The organism is Janthinobacterium lividum (genome assembly GCF_011601275.1).
Taxonomy (GTDB): domain Bacteria; phylum Pseudomonadota; class Gammaproteobacteria; order Burkholderiales; family Burkholderiaceae_D; genus Janthinobacterium; species Janthinobacterium lividum_E.
The window spans coordinates 13,581-37,888 of the sequence record NZ_JAAOLY010000007.1 but is presented as its reverse complement, the minus strand read 5'-3'; the positions used below and the strand labels follow the sequence as shown (position 1 = coordinate 37,888).

19 protein-coding genes are annotated in these 24,308 nt (G+C 63.3%); 10 read left to right on the top strand and 9 right to left on the bottom strand.

The window, feature by feature from the left end; translation table 11 throughout:
* The first annotated feature begins 59 nt into the window (after window positions 1-59).
* Entirely contained in the window at window positions 60-821 is a 762-nt protein-coding gene (locus tag GYK42_RS12400) for a GNAT family N-acetyltransferase (RefSeq protein ID WP_046683713.1), read from the top strand.
* On the opposite strand, the gene GYK42_RS12395 is transcribed toward GYK42_RS12400, so the two are convergent.
* The 3 genes from GYK42_RS12395 to GYK42_RS12385 form a co-directional block, all read right to left on the bottom strand.
* On the bottom strand, window positions 754-6,216 hold the full coding sequence (locus GYK42_RS12395; RefSeq protein WP_166447745.1) for a CHAT domain-containing protein: 5,463 nt from the start codon (window positions 6,214-6,216) through the stop codon (window positions 754-756). The genes GYK42_RS12400 and GYK42_RS12395 overlap by 68 nt on opposite strands.
* 270 nt (window positions 6,217-6,486) lie before the next feature.
* A complete protein-coding gene (locus tag GYK42_RS12390) occupies window positions 6,487-6,774 on the bottom strand; it encodes a hypothetical protein (RefSeq protein ID WP_034757399.1) in 288 nt (95 codons plus the stop codon).
* A 180-nt stretch (window positions 6,775-6,954) separates the two neighbouring features.
* The gene (locus GYK42_RS12385) at window positions 6,955-7,647 is read right to left on the bottom strand and encodes an ABC transporter ATP-binding protein (protein ID WP_166447744.1); all 693 of its coding nucleotides are present in this window, start codon (window positions 7,645-7,647) and stop codon (window positions 6,955-6,957) included.
* Between the two features lie 322 nt (window positions 7,648-7,969).
* Between GYK42_RS12385 and egtD the strand changes: the two genes are divergently transcribed.
* A complete protein-coding gene (egtD, locus tag GYK42_RS12380) occupies window positions 7,970-8,962 on the top strand; it encodes an L-histidine N(alpha)-methyltransferase (RefSeq protein ID WP_240943571.1) in 993 nt (330 codons plus the stop codon).
* Window positions 8,963-8,969: 7 nt separating this feature from the next.
* Complete coding sequence (gene egtB, locus GYK42_RS12375; RefSeq protein WP_166447743.1) at window positions 8,970-10,211, top strand: ergothioneine biosynthesis protein EgtB; 1,242 nt, start codon at window positions 8,970-8,972, stop codon at window positions 10,209-10,211.
* A 5-nt stretch (window positions 10,212-10,216) separates the two neighbouring features.
* On the opposite strand, the gene GYK42_RS12370 is transcribed toward egtB, so the two are convergent.
* The 5 genes from GYK42_RS12370 to GYK42_RS12350 all read right to left on the bottom strand — a co-directional run bounded on the left by GYK42_RS12370 (window position 10,217) and on the right by GYK42_RS12350 (window position 15,500).
* Window positions 10,217-11,818, bottom strand: a complete 1,602-nt coding sequence (locus GYK42_RS12370; protein ID WP_166447742.1) for a methyl-accepting chemotaxis protein — start codon at window positions 11,816-11,818, stop codon at window positions 10,217-10,219.
* A 169-nt stretch (window positions 11,819-11,987) separates the two neighbouring features.
* On the bottom strand, window positions 11,988-13,694 hold the full coding sequence (gene leuA / locus GYK42_RS12365) for a 2-isopropylmalate synthase (protein ID WP_166447741.1): 1,707 nt from the start codon (window positions 13,692-13,694) through the stop codon (window positions 11,988-11,990).
* Between the two features lie 353 nt (window positions 13,695-14,047).
* A complete protein-coding gene (locus tag GYK42_RS12360; RefSeq protein ID WP_205711379.1) occupies window positions 14,048-14,317 on the bottom strand; it encodes a barstar family protein in 270 nt (89 codons plus the stop codon).
* Between the two features lie 14 nt (window positions 14,318-14,331).
* Window positions 14,332-14,994, bottom strand: a complete 663-nt coding sequence (locus tag GYK42_RS12355) for a hypothetical protein (RefSeq protein WP_166447739.1) — start codon at window positions 14,992-14,994, stop codon at window positions 14,332-14,334.
* Between the two features lie 83 nt (window positions 14,995-15,077).
* The gene (locus tag GYK42_RS12350) at window positions 15,078-15,500 is read right to left on the bottom strand and encodes a hypothetical protein (protein WP_166447738.1); all 423 of its coding nucleotides are present in this window, start codon (window positions 15,498-15,500) and stop codon (window positions 15,078-15,080) included.
* A 181-nt stretch (window positions 15,501-15,681) separates the two neighbouring features.
* Here GYK42_RS12350 and GYK42_RS12345 point away from each other — a divergent pair, with 181 nt between their 5' ends.
* The 6 genes from GYK42_RS12345 (at window position 15,682) to GYK42_RS12320 (ending at window position 22,843) form a co-directional block, all read left to right on the top strand.
* Window positions 15,682-16,593: a patatin-like phospholipase family protein gene (locus GYK42_RS12345; protein WP_046683720.1), complete on the top strand. Its 912-nt coding sequence runs from the start codon at window positions 15,682-15,684 to the stop codon at window positions 16,591-16,593.
* 59 nt (window positions 16,594-16,652) lie between these two features.
* The gene (locus GYK42_RS12340) at window positions 16,653-17,060 is read left to right on the top strand and encodes a GlcG/HbpS family heme-binding protein (RefSeq protein WP_046683721.1); all 408 of its coding nucleotides are present in this window, start codon (window positions 16,653-16,655) and stop codon (window positions 17,058-17,060) included.
* A gap of 295 nt (window positions 17,061-17,355) precedes the next feature.
* Window positions 17,356-18,534, top strand: coding sequence for a glutamine-hydrolyzing carbamoyl-phosphate synthase small subunit (carA, locus tag GYK42_RS12335; RefSeq protein WP_166447737.1), 1,179 nt, complete (start codon window positions 17,356-17,358; stop codon window positions 18,532-18,534).
* On the top strand, window positions 18,527-21,757 hold the full coding sequence (gene carB / locus GYK42_RS12330) for a carbamoyl-phosphate synthase large subunit (RefSeq protein WP_034786033.1): 3,231 nt from the start codon (window positions 18,527-18,529) through the stop codon (window positions 21,755-21,757). The genes carA and carB overlap by 8 nt, the downstream gene beginning before the upstream one ends.
* A 163-nt stretch (window positions 21,758-21,920) precedes the next feature.
* Window positions 21,921-22,397 (top strand): transcription elongation factor GreA, encoded by a 477-nt coding sequence (greA, locus tag GYK42_RS12325; RefSeq protein ID WP_034757428.1) that lies wholly within the window; start codon window positions 21,921-21,923, stop codon window positions 22,395-22,397.
* Window positions 22,397-22,843 carry a DUF4149 domain-containing protein gene (locus GYK42_RS12320; protein ID WP_205711378.1) on the top strand — a complete coding sequence of 149 codons (447 nt, stop codon included), beginning with the start codon at window positions 22,397-22,399 and terminating at the stop codon, window positions 22,841-22,843. The genes greA and GYK42_RS12320 overlap by 1 nt, the downstream gene beginning before the upstream one ends.
* Window positions 22,844-23,023: 180 nt before the next feature.
* Here GYK42_RS12320 and GYK42_RS12315 read toward each other — a convergent pair whose 3' ends face one another.
* Window positions 23,024-23,494 carry a YhbY family RNA-binding protein gene (locus GYK42_RS12315; RefSeq protein ID WP_010397237.1) on the bottom strand — a complete coding sequence of 157 codons (471 nt, stop codon included), beginning with the start codon at window positions 23,492-23,494 and terminating at the stop codon, window positions 23,024-23,026.
* A 42-nt stretch (window positions 23,495-23,536) separates the two neighbouring features.
* Here GYK42_RS12315 and GYK42_RS12310 point away from each other — a divergent pair, with 42 nt between their 5' ends.
* Complete coding sequence (locus tag GYK42_RS12310) at window positions 23,537-24,220, top strand: RlmE family RNA methyltransferase (protein WP_058050784.1); 684 nt, start codon at window positions 23,537-23,539, stop codon at window positions 24,218-24,220.
* Window positions 24,221-24,308: the final 88 nt, after the last annotated feature.

Genomic DNA, 24,308 nt, shown 5'->3' with positions numbered 1-24,308 from the left:
CATTTTCCTGACATATTAGGCAAGTACGCTGGAGTCGTCTTGATCACAGGGATGAAACCATGCAAAACATAATCGCATCAAACGAAGCCAAGGCCCGCCCGGTCCAACTGGTGCTGAGCCAGGCCACGACAGCGGCGGAATTGCGTGAAGTGCAGCGTTTGCGTTACAAGGTGTTTATCGAGACCATGGGTCTGACGTCGCTGGCCAACGCCGATGGCCTCGACAGCGATGAATTCGATGCGCACTGCGATCACCTGATCGTGCGAGACGCCGACACCCTGAAAGTGGTGGGCACCTACCGCGTGCTGAGCGCGGCCAAGGCGGCCAAGATCGGCCGGCTGTATTCGGAAAACGAGTTCGACCTGAGCCGCCTGAAGAACCTGCGCGGACGCATGGTCGAAGCGGGCCGCGCCTGTATCCACCCGAAATACCGGGGCGGCAGCGTGATCATGCTGCTGTGGTCGGGCCTGGCCGAGTACATGCGCCGCGAGCGCTGCGACTACCTGGTCGGCTGCGCCAGCATCAGCCTGGCCGATGGCGGCCATAACGCCGTCGCCGTGTACCAGGCGCTGGCCGAAAAGCACATGGCCCCGAGCGAATACCGCGTCACGCCGCACCTGCCTTTTCCCATCCATCAGGTGGAAGCGGCGCACAAGCCGCAAGTGCCGCCGCTGATCAAGGGTTATCTGCGTTCGGGCGCCTGGATTTGCGGCGAACCGGCGTGGGATCCTGATTTCGAAAGCGCCGACATGTTCATGATGATGCCGCTGGCGAATCTGGACGAGCGCTATGCGCGCCATTATGGCGTGGTGCCTGGCTGATAGCGGGAAGTGACGCCTGCAGCTGGCTGGCCAGCGCCTGCACGGCGCTGCGCAAGCCGGTGTCCGGGCTGTCGGATGGCAGCAGTTCGAGCAGGAAGCGCAGCGGCGCCGTGATCGTTTCGGGTTCGCCGATGCTGCCGTGGCGCCGCACGGCGTCGTGATACAGGGCCAGGAAAGCGGCGCGCGCGGACGTGTCGAAGGGCTGGCCGTCCGGCACCTGCCACAGGGCCGCCAGCAGTGCGGCGCGCACGGGGGCGCCGGCGTCAATGGCGCGGCGTTCGTCCGCATGGCGCTGGCGCGCATAGGCGATGGCGTCGTGCAGCAAGTCGCCCAGCTGCGGATCGAGCGCGCGCCACGCGCCGCCGTCGCCATGGGCTTTCAACAGCAGGGCGCCCGCCAGCACCTGGAAAATCAGGTCACAGTCGGCCACGCCGCTGCGCCGCCGCGCTTCTTCCAGCGCGGCCAGGCAGGCATCCGTCATGGCGCGCAGGGCCTGCGCGCCGGAGCTTCCTTCGCGGCAGGCCAGGCGCGCCTGCAAGGCCCAGTAGCGTCCCAGCAGGGCCAGGCGCTGGGCCGTAGGCGCCAGCGCCACCAGCAGGTCGATATGCTGTTTTCCATCCTGCAGCAACTGCCGGCCTTGCGTCATATCGGGCACGGCCGGCACCTCGATGCCGGCGCCCGCATCGAGGCCGCACAGGGCCGCGCCCTGGCGTATTTCCAGTTCCGCCCAGTGCGCCAGCGCGCGCAAGCCCACCTTGCCATCGGCCGCGCTGTGGGCCGCCCGGTAGTGTTCGATGGCGCGCAAGGTGTTTTCCAGTCCCCCCAGGCCGGCGCGCGTGGCGGCCATGTTTTCGCGGATGTCGGCGCAGCCGAAAAAGCGGGCGCGCACGGCTTCCTCGATGCTGGCCAGCTTTTCCTCGATGGCCGCGCGGCGTGCAGGATCGGCGCCCGCCAGGCGCGCGTGCAGGGTTTCCAGGTCGGCCAGCAAATGGCCGTGGTAATGGTAGTCGGGCGCTTGCCAGGGCCTGCTCTGGGTGTTCGGAAAGCGGTAGCGGTCGTCGCCATACGCCTGGTAGGCGCCCCAGGTGTTCGAGGCCGGGAACTGCAGGTAGGCCGCCTCGCGCGCCAGGCGCACGGCGTCGCCGAAGTATTCGCCGCTCAGCATGGCGTGATAGAAGCTGTGCGCGAAGATGCTGGCCGCCTGGTCGTCGATGCGCCAGCCTGCCGCGATCACGGCTTGCGAACCCATTTCAATGAAGGCCGTGGCCAGGCTGGCGGCCAGTTTCGACCATGGCGCGATGGCGTCCGGGCGCATGTCGCCCAGGTGGCAGCAATTGATGAAGACGAATTGCGGCACGCGCTTCAATTTACCCACCTGCGCGGCCGTCAGCCGCGTCTTCGGTCCCAGCACCAGGCCCGTATGGGCGATGCCGGGACCGGCCACTTCGCCATGGCCGGCCAGGTGGATGGCGAAATAGCGTTCGTCGAACAGGTGCACCAGCACGCGCTGGGCCTGCGGGCGCAGCAGCTCGCGCACCTGGTAGCCGTACGCGCCGAACATGCGCGCCACGTCCTGCGCCTCGGCCTGCGCGGCGGGCAGCTCGGGCAGGCCGGAATCGGTGTCGCCGATCACCAGCACGCTGTTGCTGGGCGGGCTGACGGCTGGCGGCTGCTCGCGCAGGCTGGCCAGCTGGCGCACCATGCCGATGCGCGTCGACAGGGGGCTTTCTTCGCTGCCCGCCTCGTCGCGCATCAGCTCCCACGGATAGATGGCGGCGCTCTGGTCGACGGCCAGGATCAGGCCGCGCATCTCGGGGATGGCCGCCTTCAGGCCATTGGGCAGCATCAGTTCGTACAGGGCGCGTGACAGGCCCGGCTGGTCGGTGGTGTTGTCGGTGGCGTCCATGATCAGGCCATCGACGGCTTGCCGCTGGTTCGGCTCTTCGTCGACGCTGTTGTGCGCGCGGTCCGTCAGCACGGTGAAGCGCAGGGCGCCGGAGAGGTCGGCGGCGACGATCTGCACGCGGCGCCAGCCATTGTCGCCGCTCAGGCTGGGCAGGATGCGCCGGTAGCCGCCGGGACTGTGGCGGATGCGCCGCTCGAACGTGAAGCTGCCCTGGTAGCGTGCTTCGGCCATGATTTGCTCGATGGCCACGGCGGCGGCGATGGCGCGCGCCTCGGACTGTTCGTAGATGGCGATGTGGCCGATGCGGCACGCCATGCCCGCGTCTTCCAGACGCCGGTTGGCGCTGCGCGCGCCGTCGATCAGGGCCCGCGCGCACAGGGCGATGCTCAAGCCGCCGTAGCCGGAACCGGACAGCAGGCTGGCCACGCGCAAGCCGTGTTCGCCCATCGGCGGCGCGGCCACGTGGCCGGCGGCGCGCACCTGCAGGCAGACGCACGCGTATTCGAGCAGGCCGCCGGCAAAGGCGCGCGCCAGTTCGCCCGGTGTCAGCTCGCCCAGCGCGCCCAGGCCGATGACGATGGCGCCGCCGGGCCGGCGCGCCGCATCGGGCTGCAGCACCACGAGGGCGGAGTCGGGACGTTGCGGAAAGCGCCCCAGCGCGTGGATTTCCTGCAGCTTGCCCGCCAGCAGGCGGTCGAGAAAACTCATGCTGCCGCGCAGCGATTCGGACGCGTAGCAGCCGCTCATGACGGGCGCGTCGGCCGAGGCCATGCTGCCGTGGATGACGGAGAGGCTTAATTGCGACGCGCGGCTTTCCGGCGCGCTGGCGGGGCCGGCGGCGCCGATGGCCGCGTCGAGCAATTCCTGCGGCTGCGGGTACAGCGGCGTGGCATCGGGTACATACGGATGGAAGCGGGGCGCTGCGCCGCCGGGCGCGTGCGGCGGGTGGCGGGGCAGGGCGGCGCCCTGGCCGTTGTCGAGCAGTTGCGCGATGGCCAGGTAATGTTCTTTTTGCAACAACAGGTCGCCATGCGCCACCGGCAGGTAGCAGGCGGTCACGCCGTCCGGCACCGCGCCTTGCCAGGCCGTGCGGCCATCGCCGTCCGGCGACCAGGCCGTTTCGATGCCGCCGTCGCGCAGGCGCAGCGCCACGGGCGTGGCGGCGCAGCCGGCCAGGTAGCTGCAAAGGCGGGCGTCGAGCGGGGCCGCTTCCAGCAAGGCCACGGTGGCGCGCGCCGCAGCCAGCGCCTGGGCCTCGGGCACCTGCCAGCCGCCGGGCAGGCCCGCTTGCGCGTCGCCGGCGGCCAGCTGCGCCCAGGCCTCGGGGTCGAAATAATCGATGCCGCCCGCCTGCGGCCACGGCAGCATGTCCAGCACCCCGGGAAAGGCGCGCACGAAGCCGAGGAACTGGCGTCGCGTGTGCTTCCAGCTGATCCAACACGCCAGCATTTGCACCAGCCGGTCGCGTCCCAGCAGCACTTGCACCATCGCCTGCGTGCCGCGGTTGGCCGTGCCCACCTGCAGCAATCGGCTGCCGGGCAGGGCGCCGAAGCGCTGCCAGCGGTCCTTCAGGGCCAGGCGCGCCACCAGCCCGCCCATGCCGTGGGCGACGATGCGCAGCGGCTGTCCGCGTTGTTCCGCGTCGCGCATGGCGTCGTCGAGCACGGGCAGGAAGGCGCGGCACGACTCCTGCAGCGACAATCGCCAGTCATAGGTAAAGGGACGCACTTCCTGGCTTTGCGCGAGAAAGCGGGCAAACGGTTCATAGCACGATTCGATCCAGCCGGCGCTGACGATGTGCGGCTGGCCCACGGCCAGGCGTTCGATGCGCCCTTCGACGAGGTTGACGGGGTCGAACCAGATGCGGTTGCTGCCCACTTGCAGGTGGCTGCCCATGATGTCGGGCAGCAGCAGCACGATGGGCGCGTGCGCGCGCCGTTTCGGCACTTCGCCGCCGCGCGCCAGGGGGCCGTGCTCGATGCCGGGCAGCGGCTGGTAGGCTGCCTCGTCGCCGGTGAGCGCCTGCACGGCGGCCTGGCTCGAGGGCGCGCGCTCGAAGTAGTTCAGGTGGTGCGTGTGCGGCCCGCGCAGCAGCAGTTGCCGCACCGGCGTGCTGCGCGTGGCGCCGCCGGCCATCGAGGCGCAATTGACCACCAGGTCGTTCTGTCCACCGTACAGCTGGTCATCGAGGCAGTCGCCCAGCCAGCCCAGCAGGCCATCGCCGCTGCACGCGCCGGCCAGCACGTGCAGCGGGCTGGCCACGCGCACGTCGGGCGCGTTGAGCATGGCCACCAGCGGTGAGTCGGGCATCATCGCTTCCAGGCCCGGCAGGATGCGCGCGTCGCAGCGCTGCTGCACCACGGCCAGCAAGAAAGCCATGGCGCCGTCGGGAACGCCGCCATGCAGCAGCAGGTTGAACATCACGCTGGCCCAGCGGTCGAGCCGGCCCGACATCAGGGTGGTGCCGCGCGCCGGGCAAGCCACGCGCACGAAGCGGGCGATGCGGATGGCGCGCGTCTTCAGCTCCACGCTCAATTCGCGCAGGCGCGCCGCGTCCGCGTCATGGCCGCCGCGCCCGCCCAGCTGCGCCTGGGCCGTGAAGTGTTCGATATCGTGGCTGTTGAACGCTTCCCCGCCCACCGTGTTTTCGCTCAACCGCTCCAGGCCGTCGCCAGCCAGGTCGACGGCGCCGCGGCTGTCGATGCGCTGCGCGCGCGCCAGCAATTCGCCCACCAGGCCGCCGCGCGAATGGCCCAGGAGGTGCAGCACGGCGCCGTGCGGCAGCTGGCGCACGAGGGCCAGCGCATTCTCGATGGGGCTGTCGCTGAGGCTGCGGTGCTCATAGCCGTAGATGCGGTTGCCGTACCGCGCCGCCAGTTGCGGCGCCAGGCCGTTGCGCCACAGGCCGCCAAAGCTGCGCTGGGTCGACGAGGCCGTGCCGTGCAACAGCAGCAGCACCGGTTCCGGCCCGGCGGGCAGGCTGGCGACGGCCGTCATGCTGCCCGCCTCGATGCCGCAGCGGTACAAGCCCAGGCGCTGCTCCAGCTGGCGGTCCTGGAAGGCGCCCGCCGCCGCCAGCGCCGTCATGGCGGCGGCGCCGCAGCGGTACACGCGCACGGCCCGCAGCATCCAGGCGCCCAGACCGTCGCGGCTGGCGCCGGGCGGCTGGCGCGCCGCCTGCGGACGCAGGGCCAGTCCCACTTCGATGCTGGCGGGCGCGCCGTCGCGCGCCAGCGTGGCCGGCCCCAGGTAGCGTGGCAGGTCCAGGCTGCCAGCCAGCAGCGAACTGCCGTCGCACAGCAGCAGTTGCACCACGTCGGCCGGGCCGATATCGAGCACGGTACGGCAGCTGCCGATGCCGCGCGCACTGGACAGCACGTGGGTCTCGGCATGCCAGCCGGGCGCGGCGGGACAGTCGCCGGCGCTGGCGAGGGGATCGCGCGTGAGCGTCAGGCGCAGCACGGGCGGCGCAAGGGGATCGCTGGACATGCGGTTGGGATCGCTGGTTAAAAGCTGACCTTGATGCCTGCGCGGACTATGCGTGTTGTGTCAGATCAAGTATGCGTGGAAATGCAGGGGAGAAGCTGGAGGGGGCGTGCCGGAGCGGGAGGGCAGAGAAACGGTCAGCATGGTTTGGGCTGGGTCTCTTCGCTATCGTGCTCGGATGTTGTGCGGTGAGCGAACTACGCGAATTTCATGGCAAAAGTTCATTGCGCCGGGAACCTGGGTGCCTGGCATGGCATTACAACAGCGGGTGGTTCAATGGACTGGCGTGGCGGACAGTTCCTTTAGTTCGCGGATGGTGATGTCCGATTTTTCATGCATGCGCAATAAAATCGTTGCACCGACCGATAGTTTGCCGTGCCGAATCTTGCTGATGATGGGAGGCTGAACTTCCAGGACACGGCACAGCTCCGCATCATTTTTCAAGTTCAGCTTCTCGATCAAGGTATCGAGCAGCTTGTTGGGCACAAAACTCGATGGTTCGAGCGCACGCGCCCGGTTCATCGCTTCAATCATTTCCAGCTTCTTTTGCCGAACGTTCATTTACTCCTCCTTCAGGTTATGCAAGGGACGAGACCACTTTATATGGTCCCGGCTATAGTTCGTCATCGCAGTACGGCTGTCCGGGTGACGTAGTACAACATTCGCGTTACAACATTGATAACCAGGCAAGTGTTTAAATAATACTACGATAACAAAACTTGTGACAGATGGTCAGTTAAATTAACTGATTGTTTGATTAATTTGGTTGACGATTGTTGTATTTTGTAAGCCGCTTTTCGTCAATATCATGGTCCGGTCCGCCATTTCGGCGGCGGCCAGCGAATGCGTGACCATGATCGCGCAACTGCCGTTGGCCTTGATTTCGGCGCGCAGCAATTGCAGGATGCCGTGCGCCGTGTCCGGGTCGAGGTTGCCGGTGGGCTCGTCGGCCAGCACCAGCGCCGGCTTGTGCACGAGGGCGCGGGCGATGGCCACGCGCTGCATTTCGCCGCCCGACAATTGCTGCGGAAAGTCGCCGCCGCGTCCGCCCAGGCCGACCGCCTCGAGCATGCTGGCGGCACGCTCCTGGGGCAGTCCGTTGAGCAGCAGCGGCAGGGCTACGTTTTGCAGCAGGGTCAGGTGCGGCAAGACGTGGAAGGCCTGGAAAATAAAGCCCATGCGGGCGCGACGCAGCCGGGTCGCGGCGGCGTCATCGAGGCTGGACATGGCAATGCCGTCCACCAGGATAGGGTGCGCTTCGGCACCCGCATCGGGCGTATCGAGGCCGGCGATCAGGTTCAGCAAGGTCGACTTGCCCACGCCCGAGTCACCCATGATGGCGATGAATTCCCCGGCCTTGAAGCGGCAGGAAATGTTGGCCAGCACGGGACGGGCATGGGCATAGGACTTCGACAGATGGCGCAATTCGAGCATGGTGATCTTGATTAATAACGGCTATCGTAAAGGGAGGCACGCGGGGGAGAGGGGGGCCTGGGAACTGCAAAGGGGCGCGGATTGTTTGGCCGGCAATGTGTAGTATACGACAGGCTTATGCTTTTTGCTTGGCAATACCAATTTTGTGCGCACGCTGCCGGTTTGACCTTAAGTTACCTGCCGCACGGCTGGCTTGCGCGGATTCCGTTATGATGGAAAAAAGTCATCGGCAAGGCGCCCGCGAACCGCTACGGCAGGGGCGGCGCGCCCGGTGGCCACCCGTGCAAGCCCTTCGTGAACCTAACATTGACGACGCCAGCCCATGACCATGCCACTTGCGCAACAGCAGTCCAATTTGTACCCCACCAACAACGCAGGAGCGGCCAGCGCCACTCCTGCCACGATAGCCGAGATCAGCAGCGGCCTGCTGGCGCGCGATGCCTGGACGTCGCCCAAATACCTGTACGACGCGCTGGGCTCGAAACTGTTCGAAGCCATCTGCGCCTTGCCCGAGTACTATCCGACGCGCACGGAAGCGGCCATCTTCGCCCGCCACGGCGCCGAGATCGCCCACGCCGTGGGGCCGGGCAGCACCCTGATCGACCTGGGCGCGGGCAATTGCGCCAAGGCCGCCAGCCTGTTCCCGCTGCTGCATCCGGCCCAGTACGTGGCCGTGGATATTTCCTATGATTTCCTCAGCGAATCGCTGAGCCGGCTGCGGCAGCGCTTTCCGCACATCGAGATGACGGGCCTGGGCCTGGATTTTTCCAGCCGCCTGGACTTGCCCGACAGCGTGCGCGACGCGCGGCGATTGTTCTTCTACCCGGGCTCGTCGATCGGCAATTTTGCGCCTGAGCAAGCGACCGCCTTTTTGCGCCGTCTGCGGGCGAACGCGGACGGCGATGGCGGCCTGCTGATCGGCGTCGACCTGATCAAGGATGACGCCATCCTCGACGCGGCCTATGACGATGCGCTGGGCGTGACGGCCGCCTTCAACCTGAACATGCTGCGCCACGTGAACGGCTTGATCGGCGCCGACTTCGACGTGCGCGCCTGGCAGCACCATGGCTTTTTCAACGCCGAAGAGCGCCGCGTCGAAATGCACCTGGAAGCGCGCAGCGAGCAGTTTGTTCATTGGAAAGGCGGCCAGCGGCGTTTCGCGAAAGGCGAGCGCATCCATACAGAAGACAGCTACAAATACACGCGCGCCACCTTCGTCGGCTTGCTGGAGCAGGCGGGGTTTTCCACTGTGCAAGTCTGGACGGACCCGCAGCAGTGGTTTGCCGTCATCTACGCGCGGGTTATCAGGGATTAAGAAACAGATGCTGATCGATCACTATAACAAGGTGCGCCAGCATTCGCTGCTGCTGGCCGAACCGCTGTCCGACGAGGATTGCGGCGCCCAGTCGATGCCGGACGCCAGTCCCGTGAAATGGCATCTGGCGCATACCACCTGGTTTTTCGAAACGTTTATCCTGGAAAGCATGGAAGCGGCGTTCGCGCCATTCCACCCGGCCTTCCGCGTGCTGTTCAACTCGTATTACAACGGCGTGGGCGAGAAGCACCCGCGCGCCCAGCGCGGCTTGCTGACGCGCCCCGGCATGGCGCAGGTGCGCGCTTACCGGGCCAACGTCGATGCACGCATCGCGCGCCTGCTGGCGGGCGAACTGGCGCGCGACGAGCGCGAGCGGCTGACCATGCTGCTGGCGCTGGGCCTCGAACACGAGCAGCAGCACCAGGAGTTGCTGTTGACGGACGTCAAGCACCTGCTGGCGCAGAGCGCCCTGTTTCCCGCTTACCTCGATAACGTGGACGGCGCGTCGCAGCCAGCGCGGCAAGCGGCGCAGCCCACGGCCTGGCTCGCCTTCGACGGCGGCCTGGCGCAGATCGGCCATGCGGGCGACGGCTTTTGTTTCGACAATGAATTGCCGCGCCACCCGCAATACGTGGCGCCGTTCGAACTGGCCAGCGCGCTGGTGACGAATGGCGAATTTCTCGCCTTCATCGAGGCGGGCGGCTACCGCACGGCGCATTTGTGGCTGGCCGAAGGCTGGGACTGGGTACGCACGCAGCAGCTCGAGTGTCCGCTGTACTGGCAGCGCGATGACGCCGGACACTGGCAGGAATTCACCTTGTTCGGCTTGCGCCCGCTCGACCTGCAGGCGCCGGCCACGCATCTGTCCCTGTTCGAGGCGGACGCCTATGCGCACTGGGCCGGCGCGCGGCTGCCGACGGAAGCGGAGTGGGAGCTGGCGGCGCAAGGCGTCGCGCTGCAAGTGGGTCAGCTGCATCCGGCCGCGGGCGCGCCAGGAGCGGGCTTGCGGCAAATGTTCGGCCACTGCTGGCAGTGGACGAGCAGCAGCTATGCGCCGTATCCCGGCTACCGCACGGCGCCGGGGGCGCTCGGTGAATACAACGGCAAGTTCATGCTGAACCAGTATGTGCTGCGCGGCTCGTCGTGCGCCACGCCGGCCGGCCATGCGCGCGCCAGCTACCGCAATTTCTTCCCGGCCGGCGCGCGCTGGCAATTTTCCGGCATCCGCCTGGCGCGCCAGGTGGAATAAGCAACTTAGTGCAAGCGCTGGAGGGAAGGGGCAGGGCGGGCCGGCGCCGTGGTGCCAGCGTTCTGTTCCAGCTTGAACTGGCTGACGAGCGTTTCCAGTTCACCCGCCTGTTCATGCATGGCGGCAGCCGCCGCAGCCGCTTCCTCGACGAGGGCCGCGTTTTGCTGCGTCGTCTGGTCCATCTGCATGATGGCGGCATTGATCTGCTCGATGCCTTCGCTCTGCTCGTGGTTGGCGACGCTGATTTCACCGACGATGGCGCTGACCCGTCCCACGCTGGCCACCACCTCATCCATCGTGGCGCCCGCCTGGCTGACCAGCTGGGCGCCCTGGCCCACGCGGCTGACGGAGTCGGCGATCAGTTCCTTGATTTCCCTGGCCGCCTGGCTTGACCTTTGCGCCAGATTACGCACTTCCGAGGCCACGACCGCAAAGCCGCGCCCCTGTTCGCCGGCACGCGCCGCCTCGACGGCCGCGTTCAGGGCCAGGATATTCGTCTGGAAGGCGATGCCGTCGATGACGGCGATGATGTCGACGATCTTGCGCGACGATGCATTGATGGCGTCCATGGTGCCGACCACTTCCGCCATGGCCGAGCCGCCGCGCTGCGCGATTTCCGATGCCGAGCGGGCCAGGCTGTCGGCCTGGCGGGCATTGTCGCTGTTGCTGCGCACGGTGCCCGTCAGTTCGATCATCGACGAGGCCGTCTCTTCCAGCGCGCTGGCTTGCGCTTCCGTGCGGGCCGACAGGTCGGCATTGCCGCTGGCGATCTGGCTCGACGCCACGGCAATCGTGCCCGTGCCGCCGCGCACTTGCCCCACCAGGGTGGCCAGGTTGGTATTCATGTCGCGCAATGCCTGCAGCAGCTGGCCCGCTTCATCCTTGCCGTCGGCCGCGATTTTGCTGCTCAAGTCGCCTGCGGCCACGGCTTGCGCCACGCGCAGGGCGTACGCGATCGGCGTGGTGATCGAGCGCGTGACCCGCCAGGCAAAGAACACGCCCAGCAGCAGGGCGGCCGTGCCCAGGCTGGCCATCAGCACATTGGCCGCGGAAATATTCTGCTGGATTTGCTGGCCGCCATGCACGACGACGCCGCGCTGGATGTCGTTCAGGTGGTTCACCGTCTTTTGCAATTGATTCAGGGCGGGCAGGGTATCGTCGCGCACGTGCTTGGCCGCTTCCGCGCGCTGTCCCGCCACCAGCAGCTTGTCGGCCTGGCTGAACGAGACGACATAGGCCTTGCGCTGCTGCTTCAGCGTGGCAAGCAGTTCCTTGCCTTCAGGCAGCACGATCAGGCGGTCGAGGATGGCCAGCGCATCGGTGATGGTGGCCTTGTTGGCGTCGATTTCGCCGTGGATGGCGTTGGCGCGGGCCGGATCTTCATGGATGAACAGTTCCAGTACCAGTGCCGCGTTCGAACGTGTGGTGCTGCGGATGGTGGCGATGGCGTCGGCCTTGGCCCAGTCTTTCTCGATGATGGCTTCGCTGAGCGCGCCGATCTTGTCCAGCCGGAAAAGGCCCGTGCCCACCAGTACTGCCATCAGCAGCAGCACCACGCCAAAACCGGCGCCCAGGCGCACGCCTATCTTCATGTCCGTCAATTTCATACTGATTCCCTCGGTAGCTAATATCCTGTCCCCGGTGGTCTTGTTATGAAATGATTATACGGCCGTTAATACCTGATTTGCACTACTAATTGCCCAATAGAAATGAAAAAGCGGCACGGCGATCAAGCCGTACCGCTTTTTCTCCCTATGCGGGATGTGCGAGCCGTGTTCAGGCGGCGCTGGCAGCCACGTCGGCCGCTGTTGTTTTTTCGGCGTCCGTCTGCTTGATGCGGCGGTTCACGGCCGACAAGACGGCCTTGAACGAGGCGGTGACGATATTGCTGTCGATGGCGGCGCCGAACAGGGTCGGGCCGTTGTCGAGGCGCAATTCCACATAGCAAGCCGCTTGCGCGTTGGCGCCGGAGCCGATCGAGTGCTCATGGTAATCCATCAGCTTGATGTCGAGACCGAGCGCATTGACGAAAGCATCGATGGGACCGTTGCCGCCGCCTTGCAGGGCCAATGGCGTCTGGCGGTGCGACAGGCTGATGTCGATTTGCACGGATTCGTCGCTGCTCGTGTCTTCCACCATGCGGTGCGAAGCGTAGGCGTACGGCGCCGTCTGCTCCAGATATTCCTGCTGGAAGATTTCATGGATATCCTGCGCGGCGATTTCGCGGCCCGTGGCGTCGGCCACGGCTTGTACGGCACGCGAGAATTCGATCTGCAGGCGGCGCGGCAAGACCAGGCCGTATTCCTGTTCCAGCAAGTAGGCCATGCCGCCCTTGCCGGACTGGCTGTTGACGCGGATCACGGCGTCGTAGCTGCGGCCCAGGTCGGCCGGGTCGATCGGCAAGTATGGCACTTCCCAGATGCTGTCGGGCTGCTGCTTGGCGAAACCTTTCTTGATCGCATCCTGGTGCGAGCCGGAGAATGCCGTAAATACCAGGTCGCCCGCATAAGGGTGGCGCGGGTGGACGGGCAACTGGTTGCACTCTTCGACGCATTTGCGCACGCTGTCGATGTCGGAGAAATCCAGGCCCGGATGCACGCCTTGTGTATATAAATTCATCGCCAGGGTCACCAGGTCGACGTTGCCGGTGCGCTCGCCATTGCCGAACAAGCAGCCTTCCACGCGGTCGGCGCCCGCCATGACGGCCAGCTCGGCCGAGGCGACGGCCGTGCCGCGGTCGTTATGCGGGTGCACGCTGATGATGATGGAGTCGCGGCGCGCCAGCTTGCGCGACATCCATTCGATCTGGTCCGCATACACGTTGGGCGTGCTGCATTCCACGGTCGATGGCAGGTTGATGATCATCTTGTTGGCCGGCGTCGGCTTCCAGATGGCGCTGACGGCGTCGCAGATATGCTTGGAAAAATCGAGTTCCGTCGTCGAGAACGATTCGGGCGTGTATTCAAAGCCCCATTCCGTTTGCGGATGCTGGGCCACCAGCTGTTTGACGAGGGCGGTGCCGGTGGTGGCGATATTCGTGATTTCTTCGCGCGACATGCCGAACACGACCTTGCGGAACACGGGCGCCACGGAGTTGTACAGGTGGACGATGGCGCGCTTGGCGCCGACAACGGATTCCACGGTGCGGCGGATCAGCTCTTCGCGCGACTGTGTCAACACGATGATGGTGACGTCGTCCGGGATGCGGCCTTCATCGACGAGCTTGCGCACGAAATCGAAATCCGTCTGCGATGCCGAAGGGAAACCCACTTCGATTTCCTTCAGGCCGATGGCGATCAGCATCTCGAAGAACCGCAGCTTCTTTTCCGCGCTCATCGGCTCGATCAAGGACTGGTTGCCGTCGCGCAAATCGGTACTCATCCAGATGGGCGGTTTGCTGATGATCTGGTTCGGCCATTGACGGTCGGTCAATTTGACGGGAGGGAAGGCGCGGTATTTGGAAGCTGGGTTTTGCAACATCATGATCGGGTACTCCTGAAGATAGGGGGGAAATCAATGGTTGTGGCGCAAGCTTGCCGGGCGGCCACGCAACACTAGGCCAGGCAAGCGATCGGTAGCGGTGGCAGTGCGGCCGCGATGCCGGCAGGGGCGGTCGCAGCGGGGATTACGTGTACGTATGGGGATGGTGTAAACATCATCAAACCTTCCAGGGTTTTTGAAACACGCCGGCGTGTGGCCAGGCGAAGCAATGCGGCAAACTTATGCGCGTGCTAGTAGTAGTCGCGATAGCGACAGCAGGGAAGGGGAGGAATGTTTGAAGGAGGACATGCACTCAATGTAAGGGATGTCGGGCGGGGCTGTCAAGCGTTTCCGTTTTACATGTAGTGCACGTGCGCTGCCTCGTTCGGCATTTCCTGTGTCATGCGCGCCAGGATGCGCTGCAGGGTGGCCGCTTCGTGGGGCAGGCGTGCCGCGAAGGCTGGCCAGCCGCGCAGCTCGATCTGTTGCGGCATGTCCACCAGGCCCGTGACGGCATCCCAGAACGCATCCCAGTTCATGCCGTAGAAGGATGGAAAGTCCAGCGCGGCGGCCATGGCCGCGTGCAGCTGGCGCGAGGAGTTGATCTCGCTCAAGTCGATTGTCACGAGGGCTGGCCGATTCACAGTATGCCCTTGAGCAAGTTCTGCAGGTTTTGCCGCATGCCATCTGCCACCTTTTCGTAGCGTTCCAGGATGGCGTTCGCATCCTTGAATGGGGCTGGATCCAGGTACAGGCGCGGCAGGTCGGCCACGGCCACGCCGCGTGGGCCGCCGCGCAGGATTTCGTCCGCATGCTTACTGATCGAGTTGACGGCCGCCTGGATGCGCGGCGTGGACTGTGCCGCCAGGCAGGCGGCCAGCGCGGCGTCGAGTTCGGCGCGCGCGGGCGCTTGCGCCATCACGGGCGCGGCGATCTGTTCCAGGGGCGACATGTTCACGGCCGGCTTGCGGCAGGCATACAGGGCGTCGAGCGCCATCAGCCGGTGTGCGCCGCCCCGTTGCAACCAGTCCAGGATGCGGGGCCACGGCGTGCCCAGCAGGGCCGCCGCCACGCCCCATTGTCCCGCCACGGGCGAGCCGACATTGGACTCTAACCAGGCGATGGCGTCCGGATTACCCGTGTAGGCCAGCAGGATGGCGTTCGACGAGCGCAGCGCGGGCGCCTGTGTGGCCAGAATGGCGGTCAGCCAGGCGAGGGCGCCGTCGGGCCGATGGTTTGACAGCTGTTGCGCAAACGGTTCGCTCAGGGCCCGGCTGTCGGAAAGTTGATATTTGTCGGACATGTACACAGATTCGTTGAGTGAGAGGAGCCTGGGGCAATCCCCAGGGGGAGGGGGTCTGCGCTTGGCCTGTGGACTGGACGCCGCTACGGCGCCGATTTTTGGCAGCGTGCGGAAAATTGCATGGTGGCGCTGTTTTCAAAGGGGGAATTGAACTCGCCCTTTACTTGTGCCAAGTCGCTGGTAAAGCGCATGGTCAGCGGGCCGCTGGACGGCCCCGCGTCGTACGTGCACGACAGGCTGTCGCCGCTTTGCCGGCAATCGTAGAAATTACTCGCTTTGCCGCGCCCGTCAATCAGGTAAGTGCCTTGCGCCCCGTGCCGGTCGGGGGCGTCGAAGCTGAGCTCGACCGTGTGCTCTTGCTCCTCATTGGGAATTTGCAGCTTGCCCGTGCAGGTAAAACCCTCCATTTTCTCCGCGATGGGGCTGGCGCTGGCGCCGGCAGCACCGAGCAGGGCGGCAAGGAACAAGCATGGGTGCGCAATGCGGCGGAACAGGTCTGTTTTCATGAGTCGCCCAAAGGAGGTGAGGGAGGGGGGCCAGGCGCCAGTCTAGCAGCCGGCGTGGCGCGCACGGTTCGAAATATTGTCACTATATACATTTAAGACCGCCTTCAGTGCGGGCGGCTCCGCTTGCGCTACAATCGGCTCTCCTTATTTGCCACTGCCGCGCGCGGTTCCCTTCACCACCATGTTCCCTAAACGCCTGACCCTGCTTGCCCTGGCCGCCTTTGCGCTGGCCGGCTGCGATACCACCGCCCCGAAACCTATACAAGTATTGACGCCGCCCGAGCCCATCGTCGTCACGCCGCGCAAGATCAAGATCGGCCTGGCCCTGGGCGGCGGCGCGGCGCGCGGTTTCGCGCATATCGGCGTGATCAAGGCGCTCGAATCGCAGGGCATCCAGGCTGACATCGTCACCGGCACCAGCGCCGGCAGCGTGGTGGGCGCCATGTATGCGGCGGGGAACTCCGGCTTCGCCCTGCAAAAGATGGCCTTCGACATGGACGAGGCGGCCATTTCCGACTGGGCCTTGCCCCTGTTCGGCAAGTCGTCCGGCGTGCTGAAAGGCGAAGCGCTGCAAAGCTATGTCAACAAGGCCGTCGGCGGCGTGCCGCTGGAAAAACTCAAGATTCCATTCGGCGTGGTGGCGACCGATTTGAAAAATGGCCAGCCGATCCTGTTCCAGCGTGGTAACACCGGCATGGCCGTGCGCGCCTCGTCGGCCGTTCCCGGCGTGTTCCAGCCCGTGACGATTGCCGGCCACACCTACGTCGATGGCGGCCTCGTCGCTCCCGTGCCCGTGCGCTTTGCGCGCGACATGGGCGCCGATTTCATCATTGCCGTGAATATTTCGTCGCAAACAGATACGCAGAAAGCCATCAGCTCGATGGAAGTATTGATGCAGACGTTCGCCATCATGGGCCAGCGCATCAATCAATTTGAATTGAAAGATGCGGACGTGGTGATCCAGCCCAGCCTGGGCACCATGAAGGGCAACGATTTCAACAGCCGCAACCAGGCGATCCTGGCGGGCGAGCAGGCGACCTTTGCCGTGATGGCACAGCTCAAGCAAAAGCTGAAAGCCAAGCGCGAGCAGTAAGGGCTGGTTGTCTTGCGCATTTCGTATACAATTTTGTTTCAACATAACAAGGATGCACCATGCAATCGAAACCGATTTTGACACTGGACGACGTAAAGAAAATCGCTGCTGCCGCCGAAGCGGAAGCGGTCAAGAATAACTGGGCGGTCACAATCGCCATCGTCGACGACGGCGGCCACCTGGTATGGCTGCAGCGCATGGATGGCGTGGCGCCGATTTCGTCCCACATCGCTCCATCGAAAGCGAAGACGGCCGCACTGGGCCGCCGCGAATCGCGCATCTATGAAGAGATGATCAATGGCGGCCGCGTGTCCTTCCTGAGCGCGCCGGAAATCGACGGCTTGCTCGAAGGCGGCGTACCCATCGTGTTCGAAGGCCACTACGTGGGCGCCGTCGGCGTCTCGGGCGTGAAATCGGCGGAAGATGCGCAAATCGCCAAAGCGGGCATTGCTGCTCTGACGGCGTAAGTAGTAACCGATATTGCTTTGCAAGCCGCTCCGCGCAAGCCGGGCGGCTTTTTTCATGGGGCGCAGGATTTATGCTGCTGCGCAAAAAAATGCCGGGCCTTCTGTATTTTCTTCCTTGTGGAAAAGCTTCCTTTTGGTTATAATTCAAAGGTTTAGCCAATCACACATATACCGTAGCGACTACCCATCCCCTCATTCAAAATGACCGTTGAAACACCCTGAGTGCATCTGGCTCGGGTATCTAGGCGGTCGGTCTGACGTGGCGCAGCTACGGTAACTTTATCAGGAGTTGCCCTTGCCGCCATTTTTTTCTGGCCCTGCCGTTCCAGCCATATTAGCGCTTGCTGATGGAACGATCTTTAAAGGTTTTTCGATCGGTGCCGCCGGTCATACCACGGGCGAGGTTGTTTTCAACACCTCGATGACCGGGTATCAGGAAATCCTTACCGACCCAAGCTATTGCCGCCAGATGGTCACCCTGACCTATCCGCATATCGGCAATACGGGCGTCAATCCGGAAGACGTCGAATCTTCCAAGGTCCACGCCTCTGGCCTCATCATCCGCGATCTGCCATTGCTGGCATCCAATTTCCGTTCCACCCTCTCCCTGTCCGATTACCTCAAAGCTGAAAATATCGTTGCCATCGCCGGCATCGATACACGCAAGCTCACGCGTATCCTGCGTGAAAAAGGTGCGCAGGGCGGCGCCATCCTCGTCGGTACGCAAGGCAACGAGCCATCCTCCGCGCAAGCGCTGGAACTTGCCCGCTCCTTCCCCGGCCTGGCCGGCATGGACCTGGCCAAGGTGGTATCAAGCAAGGCCGCCTACGAGTACCGCGAAACGGAATGGACCTTGGGTGTAGGCTATGGCCAGCTGGCCGACGCCGACGCGAAATACCACGTGGTCGCTTTCGACTACGGCGTCAAGCGCAACATCCTGCGCATGCTGACGGCGCGCGGCTGCAAGGTCACCGTGCTGCCCGCGCAAGCGACAGCTGCCGATGCACTGGCGCTGAACCCGGACGGCATCTTCCTGTCGAACGGCCCCGGCGATCCGGAACCGTGCGACTACGCCATCGCGGCCACCAAGGAATTGATCGAGAAGGGCATCCCGACCTTCGGCATCTGCCTCGGCCACCAGATCATGGCGATCGCTTCCGGCGCGAAAACCTTGAAGATGAAGTTCGGCCACCACGGCGCCAACCATCCGGTGCAAGACCTGGAAACGAAACAAGTCTTGATTACCTCGCAAAACCACGGTTTCGCAGTTGACGCGGCAACCTTGCCCGCGAATTGCCGCGTGACCCATGAATCGCTGTTCGACGGTTCCCTGCAGGGCTTTGCCCGCACGGACAAGCCGGCCTTCTGCTTCCAGGGCCACCCTGAAGCGTCGCCGGGCCCGATGGATGTTGCTTACCTGTTTGACCGCTTCATCAACTTGATGGCTGCGGAGGAGAAAAAGAAAAATGCCTAAACGTTTAGATATTAAAAGTATTCTGATTATTGGCGCTGGCCCGATCGTGATCGGCCAGGCCTGCGAATTCGATTATTCCGGCGCGCAAGCGTGCAAGGCCCTGCGCGAAGAGGGCTACAAAGTCATCCTGGTCAACAGCAACCCTGCGACCATCATGACGGACCCGGAAATGGCCGACGTCACCTACATCGAACCGATCACCTGGTCGGTCGTCGAGCGCATCATCGCCAAGGAGCGTCCTGACGCGATCCTGCCGACGATGGGCGGCCAGACGGCGCTGAACTGCGCGCTGGACCTGTTCAACAATGGCGTGCTGGCGAAATACAACGTCGAACTGATCGGCGCGTCGCCGGAAGCCATCGACAAGGCCGAAGACCGTTCCAAGTTCAAGGACGCGATGACCAAGATCGGCCTCGGTTCGGCCCGTTCCGGCGTGGCGCACTCGATGGAAGAATCGTGGGCCGTGCAGCGCACCCTGGGCTTCCCGACCATCATCCGTCCATCGTTCACCATGGGCGGTTCCGGCGGCGGCATCGCCTACAACGAAGAAGAATTCGAAACCATCTGCAAGCGCGGCCTGGAAGCATCGCCGACGAAAGAGCTGCTGATCGAAGAATCGTTGCTGGGCTGGAAAGAGTACGAGATGGAAGTGGTGCGCGACAAGGCGGACAACTGCATCATCATCTGCTCGATCGAAAACCTCGACCCGATGGGCGTGCACACGGGCGACTCGATCACGGTCGCGCCTGCGCAAACCCTGACGGACAAGGAATACCAGATCATGCGCAATGCCAGTCTGGCAGTGCTGCGCGAGATCGGCGTCGACACGGGTGGCTCGAACGTGCAATTCTCGATCAATCCGGTCGATGGCCGCATGATCGTCATCGAGATGAACCCGCGCGTTTCGCGTTCGTCGGCCCTGGCATCGAAAGCGACGGGTTTTCCGATCGCCAAGATCGCCGCCAAGCTGGCCGTCGGTTTCACCCTGGACGAGCTGCGCAATGAAATCACGGGCGGCGCCACTCCGGCATCGTTCGAACCGTCGATCGATTACGTCGTCACGAAGATCCCCCGTTTCACGTTCGAGAAATTCCCGACCGCCGACCACCACCTGACGACGCAGATGAAATCCGTCGGCGAAGTGATGGCCATCGGCCGTACCTTCCAGGAATCGTTCCAGAAAGCCTTGCGCGGCCTGGAAGTGGGCGTGGACGGCATGAACGAAAAGACCAAGGACCGCGAAAAGATCGAAGAAGAACTGGGCGAGCCTGGTCCTGAGCGCATCTGGTACGTGGGCGACGCATTTGCCCAGGGTTTCACCCTGGAAGAAGTGCATCAGTTGACCAAGATCGACCCATGGTTCCTGATCCAGATCAAGGAAATCGTCGACCTGGAACTGTGGCTCGATACGCAGAAGCTGGAAAACCTGGACAAGAACACCCTGTACAAGTTGAAACAGAAGGGCTTCTCGGACCGCCGCCTGGGCTTTTTGCTGCAGACGACCGACACGGCCGTGCGCCAGCAGCGCCATGCGCTGAACATCCGTCCCGTCTACAAGCGCGTCGATACGTGCGCGGCCGAGTTTTCGACCGACACGGCGTACATGTATTCCACGTACGACGAAGAGTGCGAATCGAATCCGACCGACAAGAAAAAGATCATGGTGCTGGGCGGTGGCCCGAACCGTATCGGCCAGGGTATCGAATTTGACTATTGCTGCGTCCACGCTGCCCTCGCCATGCGCGAAGACGGCTACGAAACCATCATGGTCAATTGCAACCCAGAAACGGTTTCGACCGACTATGACACTTCCGACCGCCTGTATTTTGAATCGCTGACCCTGGAAGACGTGCTGGAAATCGTCGCCATCGAAAAACCGGTGGGCGTGATCGTGCAGTACGGCGGCCAGACGCCTTTGAAGCTGGCGCTGGACCTGGAAGCGAATGGCGTGCCTATCATCGGCACTTCGCCCGACATGATCGACGCGGCCGAAGACCGCGAGCGTTTCCAGCAAATGCTGCACAAGCTGGAACTGCGCCAGCCGCCTAACCGCACGGCGCGCACGGAAGCCGACGCCCTGGCGCTGGCGCAGGAAATCGGCTACCCGCTGGTCGTGCGTCCATCGTACGTGCTGGGCGGCCGCGCCATGGAAATCGTCCATGAGCAACGCGACCTCGAGCGCTACATGCGCGAAGCCGTCAAGGTCTCGCACGATTCGCCGGTGCTGCTGGACCGCTTCCTGAACGACGCCATCGAGTGCGACGTCGATTGCATCTCCGACGGCGAAACGACGTTCATCGGCGGCGTGATGGAACACATCGAACAGGCTGGCGTCCATTCGGGCGACTCGGCTTGCTCCTTGCCGCCATATTCGCTGGCGCCGGAAACCATCGAAGAACTGAAACGCCAGACGGCGCTGATGGCCAAGGGCCTGAACGTGGTCGGCCTGATGAACGTGCAGTTCGCGATCCAGAAGCAAGAGATCGATGGCGAAATGAAAGACGTCGTCTTCGTGCTGGAAGTGAACCCGCGCGCGTCGCGCACCGTGCCTTTCGTCTCGAAAGCCACCGGGTTGCAACTGGCGAAGATCGCCGCGCGCTGCATGGTCGGCCAGTCGCTGGCATCGCAAGGCATCACGCAGGAAGTCGTGCCGCCATACTTCAGCGTCAAGGAAGCCGTGTTCCCGTTCGTCAAGTTCCCTGGCGTGGACACCATCCTGGGACCTGAAATGAAATCGACGGGCGAAGTCATGGGCGTGGGCCTGACGTTCGGCGAAGCGTTTGTGAAATCGCAACTGGGCGCCGGCGTGAACCTGCCAAAATCGGGCAAGGTCTTCATCAGCGTGAAAGCGTCGGACAAGCCGCGCGCCGTGCAAGTGGCGCGTGACTTGGTCGAGTCCGGTTTCACCGTGGTCGCCACCAAGGGTACCGCCGCCGTGATCGCTGCTGCCGGCATCGCCGTCACGCCGGTGAACAAGGTGATCGAAGGCCGTCCGCACGTGGTCGACATGATCAAGAACCATGAAATCGTGCTGGTGATCAACACCGTGGAAGAAAAGCGCAGCGCCATCGTCGATTCGCGGGCTATCCGCACGTCGGCCCTGGCGTCGCGCGTGACGACCTACACCACCATCGCCGGCGCGGAAGCGGCCGTCGAAGGCATCCGTCACCTCGATGAGCTGCGTGTGTACGATTTGCAAGGCCTGCACAAGACCTTGAACTAAGTGCGTTTGCAGTGACCGCCGTTAGGCGGTACACTGCATGCTTATCAACCACAGAGTTCCGTGCAGAGCAGCGCGCGGCCTCTGTGGTTTTCACTTGGTAAGTCCGTTAACCGTGGCAAAACACGGACAACGGCGCCGATAACTAGCAGATAGTAGAGATAACATGACCTCAGTCCCATTGACCAAATACGGCGCAGAACTCTTGAAAGAAGAGCTGCATCATTTGAAGACCAAGGAACGCCGCATCGTCATCGATGCGATCGCCGAAGCGCGTTCGCACGGAGATTTGTCGGAAAACGCCGAGTACGATGCCGCCAAGGAACGCCAGGCGTTCGTCGAAGGCCGCATCGCCGAACTCGAAGGCAAGCTGGGCGCAGCGCAAATCATCGACCCGACCGCGCTCGACGCGGAAGGCCGCGTGGTGTTTGCCTCGACCGTGAACCTGGAAGACCTGGAATCGGGCCAGAAAGTCACGTACCAGATCGTCGGCCTCGATGAAGCCGACCTGAAAATGAACAAGGTTTCCGTGACGTCCCCGATCGCCCGCGCGCTGATCGGCAAGTATGCCGGCGACGTGGTGGAAGTGCAGGCGCCGTCCGGCCCGCGCGAATACGAAATCCTGGAAGTGCTGTACATCTGATGCTCGCCCGCGTGCGCATCCTCGTCGCCACCCTGTGGGCCGGCAGCTTGTGGACCATCGGCTTCATCGTGGCGCCGACCCTGTTCGGTACCCTGAGCGACAGAGTGCTGGCGGGCAATATCGCCGGCAGCATGTTCCGCGCCGAGGCCTGGCTGTCGATCGCCTGTGCCTTGATACTGCTGGCCTTGCTGCAGTGGGCGCCCGGCGCGCTGGAACTCAAGCGCCGCCGCCTGCTGGGTGCGCTGGTGTTGTCGATGCTGGTGTGTGCGCTGCTCAGCCATTTCGGCATCTCGCCGCTGATGGCCGAACTCAAGGCGCAAGCGGGTTCATCCGGCATCATGGACGAGGCCATGCGCAGCCGCTTCGGCATGCTGCATGGCGTGTCGACCGTGATCTTTGCCGTGCAGAGCTTGCTGGCGGGCGTATTGATCTGGAAGCAGCAGTAATCGTCTGTGGTGTTGTCGGATTACGCGCTGCGCGCTAATCCGACCTGCCGATCAATGCCGTAGGTCGAATTAGCGGCGCCCTGGCGCCGCGTAATCCGACAAGCAATAAAAAAGCGGAGCAGGGAAGATCCCGTGCTCCGCTTCTTGTTTCAACAGCCTTGCGGCTGCTGAACGACAGACTTACTTGCTGCCCAGTGCGCTTTTCTTGGCGCTTTTCTGACGTGGCTTGGCACGCTTGATGGAACCGCCTTCGGTAACGCGCTCATTGCCCTTGATCATGACTTTCGTCACGCTCGGGCGCTTGGTGCCGCTGGCGCTGGCCTTGACGATGGTCACTTCGCGCATGCCTTTGCCGGCGCTGACCTTCTCCTTAACCACTTCTTTTTTCGGACGGTAGATTACCAGCAGTTTGCCAATATGTTGTACCGGGGCGGCGCCGAGATTGCCGCAAATCGTATCGTACATTCCGACGCGGGCTTCGCGGTCGTCGCCGAACACGCGGACTTTAATCAGACCGTGCGAATCCAGGCCAAGGTCGATCTCTTTGAGGACAGCAGGTGTCAAGCCCGCTTCGCCAATGATGACGATAGGCTTCAGCGCGTGTGCTTCGGCGCGCAGTGCGCTGCGCTCTACGGGTGTAAGTTTTAGCATAATAATATTTAGTAATTCCCTTAAAAGCAGTATTCTACGCGAATGGCAAAGAAGAAATTAAACAAAAACTGGTTGCACGACCACATAAATGATCCTTATGTGAAGTTGGCGCAAAAAGAGGGCTACCGCGCCCGGGCAGCATACAAGCTCAAAGAAATCGATGAAGACGAGAAACTGATCAAGCCTGGCCAGGTGATTGTCGACCTTGGTTGCACTCCTGGCAGCTGGGCCCAGTACACGCGGCGCAAGCTGGCCGGCAAGGACGGCGGCGGGGTCAATGGTACCCTGATTGGCCTGGACATGCTGGAAATGGAGCCTATCGCCGATTTCCACTTCATCCAGGGCGACTTCCGCGAAGCGCGCGTGCTGCGCCAGCTGGAAGTGGTGTTGCAGGGCCGTAAGGTGGACCTGGTCCTGTCGGACATGGCGCCCAACCTGTCGGGCATCGCCACGGCGGACGCCGCGCGCATGGAGCATCTGATCGACCTGGCCATCGAATTTTCGCAATTGCATTTGAAACCATCGGGCGTCCTGCTGGTGAAATGTTTCAAAGACATGGGTTTCAGCCAGATCGTGGAGAAATTCCGCGCCGAATTCAAGGTCGTGGTGCAGAAAAAGCCGAAGGCCAGCCGCGATAAATCGTCGGAAATCTTCCTGATGGGCCGTGGAATCAAGAATCCGCTGAAAAATGCCGTGGAAGAAGATGATTCCACCCTTGATATTTAAGAGGGAATCCGCACATGGGAACGAGAAGTGCAGTAGCGTCTGATGGCATAAAAGCCTAAATTGTTTATACTGCATTTTTTTGCGTGAA

Coding starts and splice junctions, on each gene's coding strand:
- GYK42_RS12400 (WP_046683713.1), top strand. CDS start 60: ATGCAAAACATAATCGCATCAAACGAAGCCAAGGCCCGCCCGGTCCAA.
- GYK42_RS12395 (WP_166447745.1), bottom strand. CDS start 6,216: ATGTCCAGCGATCCCCTTGCGCCGCCCGTGCTGCGCCTGACGCTCACG.
- GYK42_RS12390 (WP_034757399.1), bottom strand. CDS start 6,774: ATGAACGTTCGGCAAAAGAAGCTGGAAATGATTGAAGCGATGAACCGG.
- GYK42_RS12385 (WP_166447744.1), bottom strand. CDS start 7,647: ATGCTCGAATTGCGCCATCTGTCGAAGTCCTATGCCCATGCCCGTCCC.
- egtD (WP_240943571.1), top strand. CDS start 7,970: ATGACCATGCCACTTGCGCAACAGCAGTCCAATTTGTACCCCACCAAC.
- egtB (WP_166447743.1), top strand. CDS start 8,970: ATGCTGATCGATCACTATAACAAGGTGCGCCAGCATTCGCTGCTGCTG.
- GYK42_RS12370 (WP_166447742.1), bottom strand. CDS start 11,818: ATGAAATTGACGGACATGAAGATAGGCGTGCGCCTGGGCGCCGGTTTT.
- leuA (WP_166447741.1), bottom strand. CDS start 13,694: ATGATGTTGCAAAACCCAGCTTCCAAATACCGCGCCTTCCCTCCCGTC.
- GYK42_RS12355 (WP_166447739.1), bottom strand. CDS start 14,994: ATGTCCGACAAATATCAACTTTCCGACAGCCGGGCCCTGAGCGAACCG.
- GYK42_RS12350 (WP_166447738.1), bottom strand. CDS start 15,500: ATGAAAACAGACCTGTTCCGCCGCATTGCGCACCCATGCTTGTTCCTT.
- GYK42_RS12345 (WP_046683720.1), top strand. CDS start 15,682: ATGTTCCCTAAACGCCTGACCCTGCTTGCCCTGGCCGCCTTTGCGCTG.
- GYK42_RS12340 (WP_046683721.1), top strand. CDS start 16,653: ATGCAATCGAAACCGATTTTGACACTGGACGACGTAAAGAAAATCGCT.
- carB (WP_034786033.1), top strand. CDS start 18,527: ATGCCTAAACGTTTAGATATTAAAAGTATTCTGATTATTGGCGCTGGC.
- greA (WP_034757428.1), top strand. CDS start 21,921: ATGACCTCAGTCCCATTGACCAAATACGGCGCAGAACTCTTGAAAGAA.
- GYK42_RS12320 (WP_205711378.1), top strand. CDS start 22,397: ATGCTCGCCCGCGTGCGCATCCTCGTCGCCACCCTGTGGGCCGGCAGC.
- GYK42_RS12315 (WP_010397237.1), bottom strand. CDS start 23,494: ATGCTAAAACTTACACCCGTAGAGCGCAGCGCACTGCGCGCCGAAGCA.
- GYK42_RS12310 (WP_058050784.1), top strand. CDS start 23,537: ATGGCAAAGAAGAAATTAAACAAAAACTGGTTGCACGACCACATAAAT.